Genomic DNA, 14110 nt, shown 5'->3' with positions numbered 1-14110 from the left:
AACCTTGCAATCGCTATAGAAGTATCAATGGTTTTTAGACAGGGTGTGCGCCATGCGGATCATAATCTTTACGGCGATGTTGATTCTTACAATCAGCGGCCAAGCAATTGCTCAGACCAGAATGGTCTCCCCTCACGACTGGACGGATCCTGACCTCGGAGGAGCCATCCTCGAGGGTGTCGGTAAGGGCGAAAACATATGGCTTCGAGGGAAGTCTAGAAAAGTTGTGCGTTTTGACAGGCGAACCGAAGATCGGACGATCGTCGCGACCGACGTCATCGATCTTTTGGCCGATGGCCCGCATTTGTGGGCGCTTGTAGTGCTGAACGAGAACGAAAGCGTGGTGCGAGATCTTCTGAACGCAAGTCTGCACGAACGCCGCGTCTATTTCGAAGGAAGTCCTATCTCCTTGTTCGCGACACCAAACGGTCCTGGTGTGCTGACAACAACAATGGTTCTGCTTCCGTCAGACCAAGGCTTCAACCGACGGCCCCCAGCGGCATCACTGGAACCCTACGCGCATGTATCGGCGCTGACGGGAGACGATTTGTTTATCGGTTACAACAAGGGTGAATGGGGCGGCGGATTGCTTCGCATCCATGTGCCCACCGGAACAGTTTCATTCGTGAAAGAGGCTAGTGACGACCCGTGCCGTGGACGGTTGAACCCTTCCTGTGCGCCAATCGTCGGCATTATCAGGGACACTATGAACGCTAACTGTGTGTTGGTCGGGGCAAGCCTAGCTCATCTCACCGGGCGGTACGGCGAAGTCATGAGAGTTTGCACCGACCGGATCACATCGGTTTTCAGCGATCCGCTGCCGGTATTGCCAAACTCGATAGTCAATCGCCCCGGTCAGACTTGGCCTTTCTCCGGCTTGATCGAGACTCATGACGGCTGGATTGCTGTGGGTCGTGAACGTTACGCCCGTGCGCGAGGAGCGACGGTGACCATGAGTGAAATGCCCCCTCTGAAACCTTGGTCAGGTCTACAGATTTCTGATCCAGTGGACGGGGTAGTTTTTGTCCAATCAGCCTGTTGTTCGAGTTCCGATTCTTCTGTTCGGTACAGTGTTTTGGCGATCTCAGTCGAACCGTGAAGCGAACAAGGATGTCCCCATCCCACCCTTATCGGACGGATAGCGTCTCCGCTAAGGAGGCCGTTGCCTCCAGTCTGATACAAACTGCCGACACCGGCAAACTTGAGCGAACGTAATTATATTGCATTTCCCTGTCATGGGGTTCAGCGTTTGTGGATGAGGTATCAAGGCATCGCATGGTCGGCGGTCAGGGTCCTGTTCGGGCTATACTTCTTGCTGGCCACAGTGATGGTGATGGTGAAATTCGGTGGCAACCATCCGCCGGAAAGTGTCGCGGCGGCGGCACATTTCACACTGGCGCTTGATGCAACGGGGTTCATGACGCCGCTGCTTATCGCCAGTTTCCTGGTGGCGGGTGTGGCGGTCCTGTTTGACCGGACCGCGCCTGTCGGATTGATCATCCTTGGCCCCTCTGTGCTGGTGATTGCCTGCTTCCACTGGTTTTTGACGGGCAAGTATGTGTGGGGCACGATCTGGCCGGTCTGGTATCTGGTTCTGGTCTGGCACTATCGGCATGTGTTTGCCCGCCTGTGGGCGCGCCAGCCGTCCTGACGCTTTCGCTATGGAGCAGTTCGGTCCATACCCGCCCCATGACCGACGCCCTTAAGCCCAAACGCATCAAGATCATCAAACCGCCGTTGACGATGGAGCTCGAAGACCATCTGGCAGCGATGTGGAAGGGCTATGTGTGCGGGGTGGACGAAGCCGGACGCGGGCCATGGGCGGGGCCGGTGACGGCTGCTGCAGTAATCTTGAACCCCGACGACATTCCGGCGGGGCTGAATGACAGTAAGGCCCTTACCGAAAAACGGCGCGAGGCGCTGATGCCGGTCATCAAGGAGAAGGCTCTGGCCTGGGGCATCGGTCACGCCTCGGTCGAGGAAATCGACACAATCAACATCCTGCGCGCGACAGAGCTGGCCATGCAGCGGGCGGTGGCGGCGCTGGCGATACAGCCGGTCGGGGCGCTGATTGACGGCAACTACAAGTTCAAACTGCCCTGCCGTGTCGATACGGCGGTGGGCGGTGACGGACTGTCGCTGTCGGTGGCGGCGGCGTCTATTCTGGCCAAGACCACGCGCGATCATCTGCTGGTCGAACTGGACGGACAGTATCCGCATTATGGCTTTGCCCGCCACAAGGGCTATGGCTCGGCGGCACACCGTGCGGCGCTGGCCGAACACGGGCCGTGCCAGCATCACAGATCAAGCTATGCGCCGATCCGCGCCTTGCTGGCGAATGCGGGCTAGGTAACGAAAAAGGCACCCAGAAGCAGGCACAGGGTCCCGACCGCGACGGCACAGATGAAATAGGCGCTGCGCACCTTGTCGTCTTGCGGTTTGACAACACCGCGCTCTATGACGTCGTTTTCGGCGTCGTCTTCTTCGAAAATGTCCTGAAACGCGTACAGGGACTGGCGGGTTCTGTCGGCGCGGCACAGTTGCCGCCATTCGCTCGAATAGCGCGGAGACCGGCCTAGCCGCTCGGTCATATGATACGCTTTGCTGGCTCGTCGTGCGCGTGCTTCGCTGACCGGGCCAATATGGGATACTGGGAGTGTCATGCGGCTGTAACGATCACACGACAGACCCGTTCCAAACGGTAACGCTATCAATACTTAAGTCAAAATAGCGTGGCTGTAATATTTTACACAATACCCGAAATATCTACTGGCTTTGCTGTCGCCACAAACAGGCGCTCGACATTGCGAAGTCGGCCAACGGCACCGACTTTCTCGCCCTTCAGATTATGAATACCGATGCGCGCACCGACATAGCGCGGCCTCGGTATTTCGATGACCTGAACATGGCCGTGCCCGTCCAGCAGTTTTTCCATGTCATCGCGATCCAGATAGCCTTCGTCATTGAAGCTGACGACCAGATTGGGGGCCGACAGATTGTCGATGACCGATTTGAGAGCGGCCCTGATCCTTGGCTTGGAGTTGAAGTCGCTCTTGCGCTCGCGCACATCCACGCGCTTGCGGGCCACGCCATAGGTTTCCGGCTTGTCCCACAGGACCAGACTTTCCCAGCAGTGATAGTTGGCCAGATAGGAGTGCTGGTTATAGGGCGGGTCCAGATAGACCAGATCGGCCTCGATACGCGGCGCGATCTCCACGGCATCGGCGCGGGTGGCGATGCATGGCCCACCGGCCACCGCGGGCAGGATATCGGGCAGACGAAGTTGCAACGGCTTTAGGGCGCGCGGGGCCCACTGCTTCATATAGGCCATCTGTAGCCCCGCCGTGGAATCCACACGGTCGGCAGCCTCCATCAGCGCCACCAGCACCACCGCCTTCAGTTCCGGCTCGAGGTCCATGCGCTCGATATGCTCGCGCATGGCGTCGATACGGGCACCGTTATCAGGATGGAAGAAGCGGGCCTCTTCGCAGAACATGCGCGTGAACCAGCCCGCCTCGGGCTTTATTTCACGCAGTTCCGCCAGAATGGTCTCGGCCTTGTCGGCCCAGCGTCCGCGGTCGGCCTGCACATAGGCCGTCGCCAGCGTATGGGCATAGGCGTTGTGGTCATTGGACCAGACCTGAAAGCCCTGCTTTTTCAGCGAATGGCCGACACGGGACGATCCTGAAAACAGGTCACAGACGCGCCCGCCGTCAGGCAGGATGCGTTGCACCACGCTTCCGACCTGCCCCAGCAGCGCCCGTTTGGACCCGATATATTTAATCATGCACCGCACCGACTCATGGCGCTATCGTAGCGCGTAACCGATGGCACAGGTCAATTGGGCATTCGCCCTTTAATCCTGCCCTTCAATCCGCGCTTTAACCCGCTCTGGCCAAACGCAGCAGATTGGCCGCGCCCGGTGCGCCAAACGGCGTGCCGGCAAGGATCAGGATACGCTGGCCGGACTTGGCAAAACCGTTCTGCATTGCAGCTTCGACGGCATCGTCGGTCAGGCCTTCCAGCGATTCAGGCTGACGCCCCAGACGCGGCTCCAGACCCCAGACCAGCGCCAGACGACGCGCCGTATCCACATTGGGTGTCAGGGCCAGAACCGGCTGTAGCGGGCGCTCGCGCGACATGCGCCGCGCCGTGCTGCCGGTGGTGGTGTAAACCACCATACAGGCGGTCGAGGCGGCATCCGACGCCTTGCGAGCCGCCGCCACGAGGGCGTCCACATCCTCGATCTCCATGCCTGCATGTTCGGCATCCATCAGACCCGCCCACATCGGATCGCGCTCGACGCGTTCCATGATGCGCCCCATGATCTGCACGCTTTCCAGCGGATAGTCCCCTGCCGCCGTTTCGGCCGACAGCATCAGGGCATCGGCCCCTTCATAGACGGCATTGGCCACGTCGGACGCCTCGGCCCGCGTCGGGGCCGGTGCGGTGGTCATGGATTCCAGCATCTGGGTGGCAACAATGGCGGGCACGCCGCGCTGGCGGGCGGCACGCAGGATTTGCTTTTGCGCCACCGGCACATCCTCGGGATGCATTTCCACACCCAGATCACCGCGCGCCACCATCACGCCGTCGCAATAGTCGAGGATGGCCTCCAGCGATTGCAGGGCCTGCGGCTTTTCGATCTTGGCCAGACAGGCCGCGCGACCATCGACGATGCGGCGCAGTTCGGCCATGTCCTCGGGCTTTTGCACGAAGCTGAGCGCCACCCAGTCCACACCCAGACGCAGGGCAAAGTTCAGGTCGTCGCGATCCTTGGGGGTCAGGGCCGAGACAGGGATGATGCAGTCGGGAACCGCTACGCCCTTGCGGTTCGACAGGCCGCTGCCGCTGATGACCTCGACATCGGCATAGTCCGGCGTGGCGTCCAGCACCTTGAGACGCACGCGGCCATCATCGATCAGCAGGCTCATACCGGGGCGAAGAGCGGCAAAGATTTCGGGATGCGGCATCTGGACCCGCGTGGCGTCACCGGCATCCGGCAACAGGTCAAAGCGCATCTTGTGACCGGCAGAAACGGCAATCGCGCCTTCGGCAAAGGCCCCCAGACGCAGTTTTGGTCCCTGAAGGTCGGCTAGAACACCCAAGGGACGACCTACGGCCTGTTCGGCATTGCGTACCGCCGTCAGGGCCTGTGCATGGTCTTCGTGGCTGCCGTGGCTGAAGTTGAGACGGAATACATCCACGCCTGCCTCCGCCAAGGCCAGCACCTGTTCGGGGGAGCGGCTGGCTGGCCCCAGGGTGGCAACGATGCGGGTGTGGCGGGCACGGTTCATGCAGATGTTTCCTCGGAGACTTTAAAACCACTCTAGCGGTGGTGTTGTTACCTTTGTGCCAACGAAAAGCCGCAGGCGCTATGGCACCTGCGGCTTACGAAACAAGAGTTTATTACGGGTCTATTCGCCAGACTATTCCACCGTGCAGGGCGCGCTCTCGCCCAGACCCAGATCCATGCAGCGGCCATCCAGTTTCGGCGTCTCGACACCGATGATGTTGGCGATGGTCGGGGCGATGTCGATGGTGCGCACCGGCATGAAGCGTTCCTGACCTTCGGCATCCGGCGTCCAGAAGATGATCGGCACGCGGCGGTCATAATCCCACGGCTGGCCATGGCTGGACAGGTTGGAGCCCAGACGGCCACCCGTGGCCTTGCCGGGGGCCAGAACAATCATCAGGTCTGCCGACACGTCCTTGACCGCCGACAGGCGCAAGCGCTCGGGAACGGTCAGGTTTTCAGGGTAAAGGCTGTCCGGCACAGGCTGGGACAGGATGTCGTCGATAAAGCCGACATAGTACAGGTCGCCCTTGCCGTTCAGCATCTCGACGGCGGCCTTGGCAATCTGGGTGCGCATCGGCTCGGCCATGGTGCGCTTTTGGGCGTCGGTAATACGCATACCCGAGGCACCACGGTTCAGCGGATCAAAGTCCAGACCGAACTGTTCGCGCAGCGCGATATTGGCCGCCGGAACGGCCGACAGGTCCGCACGCCCCGCAAACGGGAAGCCGCGCGCGGCGGTGCGCTCATTGGTGTCCGAGCCGCCGTGGTCGGCGGTCAGGGACAGGATTACGCCGCCTTCGACATCGTCCAGTTCGGCAAGGAAGGCACCCAGCGCAGTGTCCAGACGCATGATCTGTTCACACTGTTCGCGACCTTGTGTGCCGAAGGTGTGGCCGATGATGTCGGTGCCCGACAGGGACACGCCCAGCATATCCACCTTGTCGCCCTGCCCCAGACGCTGGGACTGCAACAGATAGGTGGCGGCGCGCAGGGTTTCCTCGTCATATTTCGGCGAGGCCGAGAACGAGACGCGGTAAGGCGGGATGGACGAGACAAAACGGCCATCCACCACATCGACATCGGCCGAAATGGCGTTGCATACCGCATAGGCACCGGTCCACAGACCGTCTTTCTCGACCTCGGGATAGGCGGTATTGAACGCGGCCACCGGTGCCAGACGCTCGGCCGCCGTTTCACCCGGACGCACATAGGTGGTCAGGCCAAAACCGTCGGTGAACCAGAAGGCGCGGCCATGGTGACCCGCCAGATTCATCGCGCCGCGATCCTTGCCCGAAACGGCGAACACGCGGCTGTCAGGGCTTTTGGCAATCAGCCAGTCACCGACCGTATCCACCTTCAACAGTTCGGTGCCGACATTGCCGTTATCGGTGATCTTGCCATGGGCCAGCGTATTGACCTCGGACGCCATGCAATAGCGGCCCTCGCCGGTCGCGCCGTTATAGCTATAGTTCACGCCGATGCCGGTATGGGTCGGGTGCATGCCCGTCAGAACCGTCGAGTGACCGGGGCAGGTTTCGGTGACGCCGTGGGTCTGGAAGCCGTTGGCGTGAACCAGACCTTCGTCCAGCAGGCGTTTAAAGCCGCCGGTAAAATGGCTGCGATACTGGTTGAACAGGTTGGCGCTGAGTTGGTCCACGACCACCGTCACGACCAGATGCGGGCCGCCGTTTGCGCCCTCTTCGACCTCTTGGGCCAGAGCCGGAGACACCGAAGCCAGGGCCAGAGCCGCAGAGGCTGTACCCACCAGAAGACGTTTAAACAGCATAACCCACCGTATCCGCTAAAACGGGAAAACTAATATGCTCGGGCTTATCTGCGCCCGATGACAGAAACACAACAACCGGCGATAGCGAGGCAATCTGCCTCGCCATGACAGGCTGTCGTTTTAAAGAGTGGTGCGAGCGGCGGGGGTCGAACCCGCAAGACCTAAGTCGGCAGATTTTAAGTCTGCTGCGTCTACCAGTTTCGCCACGCTCGCAGCGCTGCTCAGGAACCGATTCAGTTCGACTGGGCAGGCGCAGTGTTTGCCGCAGCTATGGCCCTAAAGTCCACCTCTGAATCAGCAATCAGTTTTACCAGCGCCACCCATGCCGCCACATTCTGGCGCATCTGGACCGGATCGATCTTGTCGAACGTGTCATCGGCGGTGTGGTGCAGGTCGAAATAGCGGGTCGCATCCTGACTGAGACCGAACACCGGAACGCCGTTGCGGGCCAGAGGCGCGATATCCACGCCACCGAAACGTTCTTCGCCACCGGCACCAATGCCTAGTGGTGCCAGAACGGCCAGAGCCTTTTGGGCGAACGCGCTGTTCTGTGTGCCGGGCGGCAGGCCCAGATCATAGATGTTGTCGGCGCCCAGATCGCTTTCACCGGCGATGATGTGCTTTTCGATTTCGCTGCCGATATTGCGGACATAGGCACCGCCGCCATTGCCGTGATTGGTCGGCTGGGCGACTTCTTCGGCACCGTACAGGACCACACGGATGGTACGGGCGGGACGACCGGCATCGGCGATGATTTTAGCAGTCGCCAGCGTGATACCGCCACCGGCGGCATCGTCGATGGCACCGGTGCCCAGATCCCAGCTATCCATATGCGAGCCCAAGACGATCACTTCGTCGGGACGGGTTGCACCACGGATTTCGCCAATGACGTTCTGGCTGTGCGTCTCATAGGTGCTGGCCGTCGAGAACAGCTTCATGCGGATCGGCTGGCCGGTGGCGACCAGACGGGCCACCTGATCGGCATCAGGGGCCGACAGAGCAAAGGACGGCAGCGGCACGACGCCGTCATGATAGCCGGTGGTGCCGGTGTGCGGCATACGGTGGTGGTCGGAGCCCGCCGAGCGCATGACAAAGGCCACGGCTCCGCGATCCTTGGCGGCCTTGGGGCCTTGCGAGCGGACGCGCGACAGCGGGCCATAGCCCGAGCCGTCGCGGGTGCGCGGCATCTGGCCGGCATCGACCACAGCGATCTTGCCGTTCAGCGAACCCGCAGGCGCGGCATTCAGGGCATCAAGGCTCGTGAAATGGACGATCTCGGCCTCGATCCCTTCGGCGGGGGTGGCAATCGAGTGACCAAGGGCGGCGGCGGACAGTTTTTGGGCACCTGTGCCGACAATCTCGACGCTTTCGCTGCCACGGTTCCAGCCGACCAGCGGGAAGGTCTCGACGCGGACATTTTCGAAGCCGTGGGCGCGCATCCAGTCGGCGGCCCATGCGGCAGCGGCGTGATCGGTATCCGCACCCGCCGGACGCGGCCCGAACAAGGTCGTCACGTCGCGGGTATAGTCATAGGCGATTGTGTCAGAGAGGGCTTGGTCTCGCAGGGCCTCTGCGGCGGCGATGGTCGCTGCGTCCTGTGCCAGTGCCGGAGTGGTGAAAAGGCCAAGCGCGAATACGCCCGCCAACAGACCCGATTTATACGACATGGCTTCCCCCTGCGGTCGCTGAAAGCAGGGAACCTAGCGGGCCGAGGGTGCGACAGGAAGTCACAATTCCTCAGCCCGCCAAGAGTTTTTCGTGCGAATTACTCGCCCTTGAGGAAAGGCTCGACTTCGCCTTGCAGCTTGATGGTCAGGGCCTTGCCACGACGGTCAACGCGGTTGCCGATCGCCAGACGCACCCAGCCTTCGGAAACGCAGTATTCCTCGACATTGGTCTTTTCTTCGCCCTTGAAGCGAATGCCGATGCCTTTCATCAGCAGTTCGGCATTGTGGTACGGGCTGTCGGGATCAACCGACAGGCGGTCGGGCATGACGTCGGACATAACGGGCATCCTTGGGGAAGCTTGGAAAAAATGATGGCGCTGAATAGCCGCTGTCGAGGCTTATGCCAACAGATCAGGCCGCCGGTGCGGGGGCAGCCGCAGCAGGGGTAGCAGGGGCCGCAGCAGGCGTGGCCGGACGGACAGGCTCACCCGCCGCTGCCGAGGCCCGTTCGACCAGCGGCTTGGTTTCAAAACGCTTGGCCATTTTCTCGGTCAGTTCGCGGGCGGCGGCAGGCGGCATCTGGGCCATGATGGCGGCCAGTGTGCGCGGGCGCATGGCCTGTGCCACCGGCAGGCGCACGGAATCGTTCAAAGACACAAACACGGCTGCGGCCTCGCGCGGGCGCATGGCCGAATAAACGGCGACCAGACGGTCGTTCTCGGCTTTTTCCTGCTCGTCCACCTGCCCCATCAGGCCGCTGATCTCGCCCTTGAGGGCTTCCAGCGCCTTGAGCTTGGCGTCCAGTTTTTGTTCGGCCGCCACCATCAGCGGCAGGGTGGTGGCGAAATCGGCGTCACGCGCATCCAGCGCTTCGCGGCGCTTGGACAGGGACTGGATGATCCGCAGTTCGGCTGGCGAGATACCGGCCTGCTGGGCCAGCTGTTCCGGTGTCAGAGCGCAGACAGCGGGCGGGGCTGAGGTTGTGGCGGCAGTTTCGGTGGCGCTGTCGGCCGCCGCCGGTGCGCCTTCCTGTGCCCATGCTGCCGCGCCACTGAACAGGTCCGGTGCCACACCCGCCGCGCGCACGGCGACGACACCGCCAATGGCGATGGCAATCAGGGGCAGAAGGCGGGGCAGCTTGCTCATGGCAATGACCGAAACAGAGGACGAAGAAAGTGACGCTTACTCGCTTGAGCTTAGCACCTCAAGCAACCCGACAATCCGTGTCGGACGAAGGCTATCAAGCCTCCCCCAAAAACAACCTAGCACCGCATGCTGACCGCTGGAGAAGAAATCCCCTCAAGTAGCCTGTCACCGCGTGACAGGCGTTAGGGGTACCCTCTCAAGCCATTCGGCTTGAGAGGGTTAAATTTATACCGCAAACAAATCCTCGTCGAGACTACGACGGGCAAGGTTGAGGGACTGTTGAGCAGCTTGGTTAGCGGCCAGGGCCTGCAACATGCCGGTCAGGCCGCTTTCCTTGGGCGCTGCGGCTTTCGGAGCGGGCGGCGGCACGGCGGCACTGGCGGTTTCGATACGCTGCATCAGACCGGCCATGCGGCGCGCGCGCTCGTTCTCGTCATTGATCAGGGCCATGGTCGAGACCAGTTCAAGCGGCTCTTCTTCGGCCGCCGGACGGGCCACAGCGGCGGCCGCAGCCTTTTGGGCTTCAACCTTGGGGGCGCGGATAATCAGCGCTTCGAGTTCCTGCTTGACCTGACGCGCCTTGAGAATGCGGTCATGCAGCAGATCGGTTTCGGCTCCAGAAGCCCGCAATGTCGCCAGCGCCTGTTCGGCACGACCGGCTGCATTGTTCAGTTCCTTGACCGCACCGGCAAAGGCCAGTTGGCCTTCACGCAAGGCTTTCAGCTTGCGCTCCAGTTTCACACCATAAGCGATGGCCGCGATCAGCAGCACCATCAGCGTGCCGTCCAGAATTACACCCGTCACCAGTTCTGCCTCCCGGCGATGCGCATGGCCGCCTCAGTTGAAATCGGTGCTTCGACGCGCACCGCAACGTGTTGTCCGCGACGGCCCATCTTGCCGACCGTCAGATTGACTGTACCCGCCTTGACCGTGACATCGGATTCCGGCGTGGCGTTCAGCATCAGGGTGTCGCCGACCTTGAGATCCAATACCTTGGACAGCGCGATCTGCTGCTCATCCAGAACGCAGCGCACCTCTGTGTCGGTGGTCCAAAGCTCGGTGGCCAGGTGGCCTTCCCAGATATTGTCGCGCCCGAACTTCTCGCCCATGAACTGCTGCAGCAGCATTTTGCGGATCGGTTCGAGGGTCGAGTAAGGCAGCAAAAGCTCGACGCGACCGCCACGGTCTTCCATGTCGATGCGCAGCTTGACCAGAATGGCCGCATTGGCCGGGCGTGCAATCGCGGCAAAGCGCGGATTGGTTTCCAGACGGTCCAGATTGAAATGTACCGGCGTCAGCGGCTCGAAGGCCTGACGCGCATCGTTGAGGATCACCTCGACCATGCGCTGCACCAGTGCGCGCTCGATGGTCGTATAGGGGCGTCCCTCGATCCGCAGCGCCGCCGTGCCACGACGGCCCCCCAGCAGAACGTCCACGATCGAATAGATCAGGTTACTGTCGACCGTCAGCAGACCGTAATTATCCAGCTCCTCGGCACGGAACACCGCAAGGATGGCGGGCAGCGGGATAGAGTTCAGATAGTCGCCGAAGCGGATCGATGAAATGGTGTCCAGCGAGACTTCGACGTTATCGGATGTGAAGTTGCGCAGGCTGGTCGTCATCAAGCGCACAAGGCGGTCAAAGACGATTTCCAGCATCGGCAGGCGTTCATAGGACACCAGCGCCGAGTTGATGATCGCACGGATGCCGCTGCGCTCGTCGCCCGAGCCGTCATCCATGTCGAAGCCCAGCAGGCTGTCGATCTCGTCCTGGTTGAGGACGCGTTCGGACATTCCGGCATCGCTGCCGAACGGGTCTTCATCCACTGTGCCGAACGTATCGCTCATGGCTATTGCACCAGCATTTCTTCGATCAGGACCGCATCCACCTTGCCCGGTGCCGCCACCAGATTGATGCGGCGCAGCAGCTCGGCCCGTAACTGGTACGAACCGGCGGAGCCTGCCAGATCATCGGGGCGCAGTTCACGCAGGAAGCTTTGCAGCATGTCGTTCAGGCGCGGCGCCTCGGCCTGCAGGCGCGAGGCCACAGCTGCGTCCTTCACCTCCAGCGTCAGCTTGAGCTTGAGATAGGTCGTGCGCCCTTCCGGTGACTGGATGTTCACGATCAGGTCGGGCAGCGTGTAGAAGGTCACACCGTCAGGACCGGCGGCGATCGTGCCCGCCACATCACCTGCGGGGGCTTCGCCTTCCTTGCCGTGGGCGTCTGCTTTTTTGTCGTCTTTTTTGGCCGCGTGCGCGTCTGCCGGTTGTTCGGCTTCGGGGCTTTTGGGCTTCATCAGCATAAAGGCCGCGCCGCCACCGATGGCAGCCACCAGCACAGCGGCACCAATAATGATGACCAGCATGGGCGGCTTCTTTTTCGCCGGAGCTTCGGACGCGTCGACGTCCTGCGCGGTCTCGCCTTCGACCACGGCCGGAACGGCGTTCTCGTCCTTCTTCTTGCCCAGCTTCAGTTTCAGCATGCGGAACGACCCCAACCTACAGCACAGCTGTGTGGGGCCATTTTGGTTAACAAGCCATTAACCATGAGGCAAATCCTGCCGGGCGGTTTTGGCTCCAAAAACCTAAAACACTGAAATCATTGAGTTTGGTCATTTGGCACGACTGTTGCGAATACGAAAGGCGAAGGAGCCCATGCTTTGGAAAACGCCGCCTATATCGGATTGTCCCGCCAGATGACGCTGCGCCGCGAACTCGACATCGTGGCCAACAACATCGCCAATTCCGACACGACCGGTTTCAAGGTCGAGCAGATGCTGGTCGGCACCGAGATCGGTCAGCGGGCCCGCAACCACGCCGTGCGCCCCTCGGCCAGCTTCGTGCTGGACAAGGGTGTCGGTCGCGATTTCGGTCAGGCCGCTCTGAAGCAGACGGGCCGCGATCTGGATTTCGGTATCGAGGGCGAAGGCACGTTCTTCACCATCACCACCGCCAATGGCCCCGCCTATACCCGCGACGGCTCGTTCACCATGGACGCCGAAGGCCGCATGACCACGCAGGACGGCCTGCCCGTCCAGACGGATGCGGGCGAGCTGATCGTCAATCCGGAACTTGGCCCGATCACGGTCGCACAGGACGGCACCATCACGCAGGAAGGCGAGATTGTCGGCCGCCTGAGCGTGGTGCGTTTCGGGGACCTGTCGGTGTTGGAAAAGGGCGGTGACAACCTCTACCGCAACATCTCCAACCTGCAGCCCATCGAGGCCGCAGACGCCCGCGTGCGTCAGGGCATGCTGGAAGGCTCCAACGTTAACACCCTGATCGAGATCACCAATCTGGTCGAGATCAACCGCGCTTATGAAAGCGTGACCCGTATGATCGAAAACACCAACGACCTCAGCCGCCGCGCCGTCGAGCGACTGGGCAAGGTTTCCTAAGGAAGGTCTGAGCAATGCGCGCACTTCGTACCGCCGCCTCGGGCATGGCCGCCCAGCAGTTGAACGTCGAGGTCATCTCGAACAACATCGCCAACATGAATACCGTTGGCTACAAGCGCCAACGCGCCGAGTTTCAGGACCTTCTGTACCAGAATGTCGAGCGTATGGGCGCACAGTCCTCGACGCAGGGCACGGTCGTTCCCACCGGCGTCCAGATCGGTATGGGCGTAAAAGCCGGTGCGGTTTATCGCATCACGGCCCAAGGCTCGCCCACCCAGAGCGGCAACGATTACGACATCGCCATCAACGGCAAGGGCTATTTCCAGATCACCCTGCCGTCCGGTGAAACCGCCTATACCCGCGCGGGCAACTTCTCGGTCAATGCCGAGGGCCAGCTGGTGTCCAAGGACGGCTATCTGGTCGAGCCTGCCATCACCATTCCCGAGAATACGGTCGATATCGCCATCTCGCGTTCGGGTCAGGTGCAGGTGGCATTGGATGGCGAACCGGAACCGCAGATCGTCGGCCAGCTGGAAATCGCCAGCTTCATGAACGAAGCGGGCCTCGAAGCCATCGGCGACAACCTGTTGCTGGAAACCGCAGCATCGGGCGCACCCAATGTCGGCATCCCCGACGAGGTCGGTTTCGGCCACCTGTTGCACCGCTATACCGAGGCCTCGAACGTGGATTCCGTATCGGAAATCACCTCGCTGATCGTGGCCCAGCGGGCCTACGAGATGAACTCCAAGGTCATCACCACCGCCGATGAAATGCTGTCGGTCTCGGCCCAGCTGAAGAACTAGGTAAAGGCGCGC

15 protein-coding genes and 1 tRNA gene are annotated in these 14110 nt (G+C 61.3%); 5 read left to right on the top strand and 11 right to left on the bottom strand.

Annotated features, from left to right (window positions below):
* Window positions 1-52 precede the first annotated feature (52 nt).
* The 3 genes from RSB01_RS01720 (at window position 53) to RSB01_RS01710 (ending at window position 2349) form a co-directional block, all read left to right on the top strand.
* Entirely contained in the window at window positions 53-1099 is a 1047-nt protein-coding gene (locus RSB01_RS01720; protein ID WP_332591614.1) for a hypothetical protein, read from the top strand.
* Window positions 1100-1255: 156 nt separating this feature from the next.
* Window positions 1256-1651 (top strand): hypothetical protein, encoded by a 396-nt coding sequence (locus tag RSB01_RS01715; protein ID WP_332625005.1) that lies wholly within the window; start codon window positions 1256-1258, stop codon window positions 1649-1651.
* Between the two features lie 92 nt (window positions 1652-1743).
* On the top strand, window positions 1744-2349 hold the full coding sequence (locus tag RSB01_RS01710; RefSeq protein ID WP_332591617.1) for a ribonuclease HII: 606 nt from the start codon (window positions 1744-1746) through the stop codon (window positions 2347-2349).
* Here the strand turns inward: RSB01_RS01710 and RSB01_RS01705 are convergent.
* The 11 genes from RSB01_RS01705 to RSB01_RS01655 form a co-directional block, all read right to left on the bottom strand.
* Entirely contained in the window at window positions 2346-2591 is a 246-nt protein-coding gene (locus RSB01_RS01705; protein WP_332591616.1) for a hypothetical protein, read from the bottom strand. The two genes, RSB01_RS01710 and RSB01_RS01705, sit on opposite strands and share 4 nt — an antisense overlap.
* A gap of 155 nt (window positions 2592-2746) precedes the next feature.
* Complete coding sequence (locus tag RSB01_RS01700; RefSeq protein WP_332591395.1) at window positions 2747-3787, bottom strand: DNA adenine methylase; 1041 nt, start codon at window positions 3785-3787, stop codon at window positions 2747-2749.
* Window positions 3788-3881: 94 nt separating this feature from the next.
* A complete protein-coding gene (gene pyk, locus RSB01_RS01695) occupies window positions 3882-5297 on the bottom strand; it encodes a pyruvate kinase (RefSeq protein ID WP_332591394.1) in 1416 nt (471 codons plus the stop codon).
* A 132-nt stretch (window positions 5298-5429) separates the two neighbouring features.
* On the bottom strand, window positions 5430-7085 hold the full coding sequence (locus RSB01_RS01690) for an alkaline phosphatase family protein (RefSeq protein WP_332591393.1): 1656 nt from the start codon (window positions 7083-7085) through the stop codon (window positions 5430-5432).
* A 128-nt stretch (window positions 7086-7213) separates the two neighbouring features.
* Window positions 7214-7298 (bottom strand) — tRNA-Leu (locus RSB01_RS01685).
* Window positions 7299-7318: 20 nt separating this feature from the next.
* Window positions 7319-8752 carry a M28 family peptidase gene (locus RSB01_RS01680; protein WP_332625004.1) on the bottom strand — a complete coding sequence of 478 codons (1434 nt, stop codon included), beginning with the start codon at window positions 8750-8752 and terminating at the stop codon, window positions 7319-7321.
* A gap of 98 nt (window positions 8753-8850) precedes the next feature.
* Window positions 8851-9090, bottom strand: coding sequence for a DUF3297 family protein (locus RSB01_RS01675; RefSeq protein ID WP_167173867.1), 240 nt, complete (start codon window positions 9088-9090; stop codon window positions 8851-8853).
* 73 nt (window positions 9091-9163) lie between these two features.
* On the bottom strand, window positions 9164-9898 hold the full coding sequence (locus tag RSB01_RS01670; RefSeq protein WP_332591391.1) for a hypothetical protein: 735 nt from the start codon (window positions 9896-9898) through the stop codon (window positions 9164-9166).
* A gap of 225 nt (window positions 9899-10123) precedes the next feature.
* Window positions 10124-10702: a DUF6468 domain-containing protein gene (locus RSB01_RS01665; protein WP_332592099.1), complete on the bottom strand. Its 579-nt coding sequence runs from the start codon at window positions 10700-10702 to the stop codon at window positions 10124-10126.
* Window positions 10699-11745: a flagellar motor switch protein FliM gene (gene fliM / locus RSB01_RS01660; RefSeq protein ID WP_332592100.1), complete on the bottom strand. Its 1047-nt coding sequence runs from the start codon at window positions 11743-11745 to the stop codon at window positions 10699-10701. Before fliM ends, RSB01_RS01665 begins: the two co-directional genes overlap by 4 nt.
* Before the next feature lie 2 nt (window positions 11746-11747).
* Window positions 11748-12380: a flagellar basal body-associated FliL family protein gene (locus RSB01_RS01655; RefSeq protein WP_332592101.1), complete on the bottom strand. Its 633-nt coding sequence runs from the start codon at window positions 12378-12380 to the stop codon at window positions 11748-11750.
* A 177-nt stretch (window positions 12381-12557) separates the two neighbouring features.
* Here RSB01_RS01655 and RSB01_RS01650 point away from each other — a divergent pair, with 177 nt between their 5' ends.
* Both RSB01_RS01650 and flgG read left to right on the top strand, forming a co-directional pair.
* Window positions 12558-13295 (top strand): flagellar hook-basal body complex protein, encoded by a 738-nt coding sequence (locus tag RSB01_RS01650; RefSeq protein ID WP_332625001.1) that lies wholly within the window; start codon window positions 12558-12560, stop codon window positions 13293-13295.
* Window positions 13296-13309: 14 nt separating this feature from the next.
* Complete coding sequence (flgG, locus tag RSB01_RS01645) at window positions 13310-14098, top strand: flagellar basal-body rod protein FlgG (protein ID WP_332591764.1); 789 nt, start codon at window positions 13310-13312, stop codon at window positions 14096-14098.
* The last annotated feature ends 12 nt before the right edge of the window (window positions 14099-14110 follow it).

This window comes from Brevundimonas sp., assembly GCF_036659295.1.
In the GTDB taxonomy this organism is placed as follows: domain Bacteria; phylum Pseudomonadota; class Alphaproteobacteria; order Caulobacterales; family Caulobacteraceae; genus Brevundimonas.
This window is presented reverse-complemented; position numbering and strand designations above follow the sequence as displayed.

Excerpts from the sequence above, each read along its gene's own strand:
- RSB01_RS01720 (WP_332591614.1), top strand. The coding sequence starts at position 53 with ATGCGGATCATAATCTTTACGGCGATGTTGATTCTTACAATCAGCGGC.
- RSB01_RS01715 (WP_332625005.1), top strand. The coding sequence starts at position 1,256 with ATGAGGTATCAAGGCATCGCATGGTCGGCGGTCAGGGTCCTGTTCGGG.
- RSB01_RS01710 (WP_332591617.1), top strand. The coding sequence starts at position 1,744 with ATGGAGCTCGAAGACCATCTGGCAGCGATGTGGAAGGGCTATGTGTGC.
- RSB01_RS01705 (WP_332591616.1), bottom strand. The coding sequence starts at position 2,591 with ATGACCGAGCGGCTAGGCCGGTCTCCGCGCTATTCGAGCGAATGGCGG.
- RSB01_RS01700 (WP_332591395.1), bottom strand. The coding sequence starts at position 3,787 with ATGATTAAATATATCGGGTCCAAACGGGCGCTGCTGGGGCAGGTCGGA.
- pyk (WP_332591394.1), bottom strand. The coding sequence starts at position 5,297 with ATGAACCGTGCCCGCCACACCCGCATCGTTGCCACCCTGGGGCCAGCC.
- RSB01_RS01690 (WP_332591393.1), bottom strand. The coding sequence starts at position 7,085 with ATGCTGTTTAAACGTCTTCTGGTGGGTACAGCCTCTGCGGCTCTGGCC.
- RSB01_RS01680 (WP_332625004.1), bottom strand. The coding sequence starts at position 8,752 with ATGTCGTATAAATCGGGTCTGTTGGCGGGCGTATTCGCGCTTGGCCTT.
- RSB01_RS01675 (WP_167173867.1), bottom strand. The coding sequence starts at position 9,090 with ATGTCCGACGTCATGCCCGACCGCCTGTCGGTTGATCCCGACAGCCCG.
- RSB01_RS01670 (WP_332591391.1), bottom strand. The coding sequence starts at position 9,898 with ATGAGCAAGCTGCCCCGCCTTCTGCCCCTGATTGCCATCGCCATTGGC.
- fliM (WP_332592100.1), bottom strand. The coding sequence starts at position 11,745 with ATGAGCGATACGTTCGGCACAGTGGATGAAGACCCGTTCGGCAGCGAT.
- RSB01_RS01655 (WP_332592101.1), bottom strand. The coding sequence starts at position 12,380 with ATGCTGAAACTGAAGCTGGGCAAGAAGAAGGACGAGAACGCCGTTCCG.
- flgG (WP_332591764.1), top strand. The coding sequence starts at position 13,310 with ATGCGCGCACTTCGTACCGCCGCCTCGGGCATGGCCGCCCAGCAGTTG.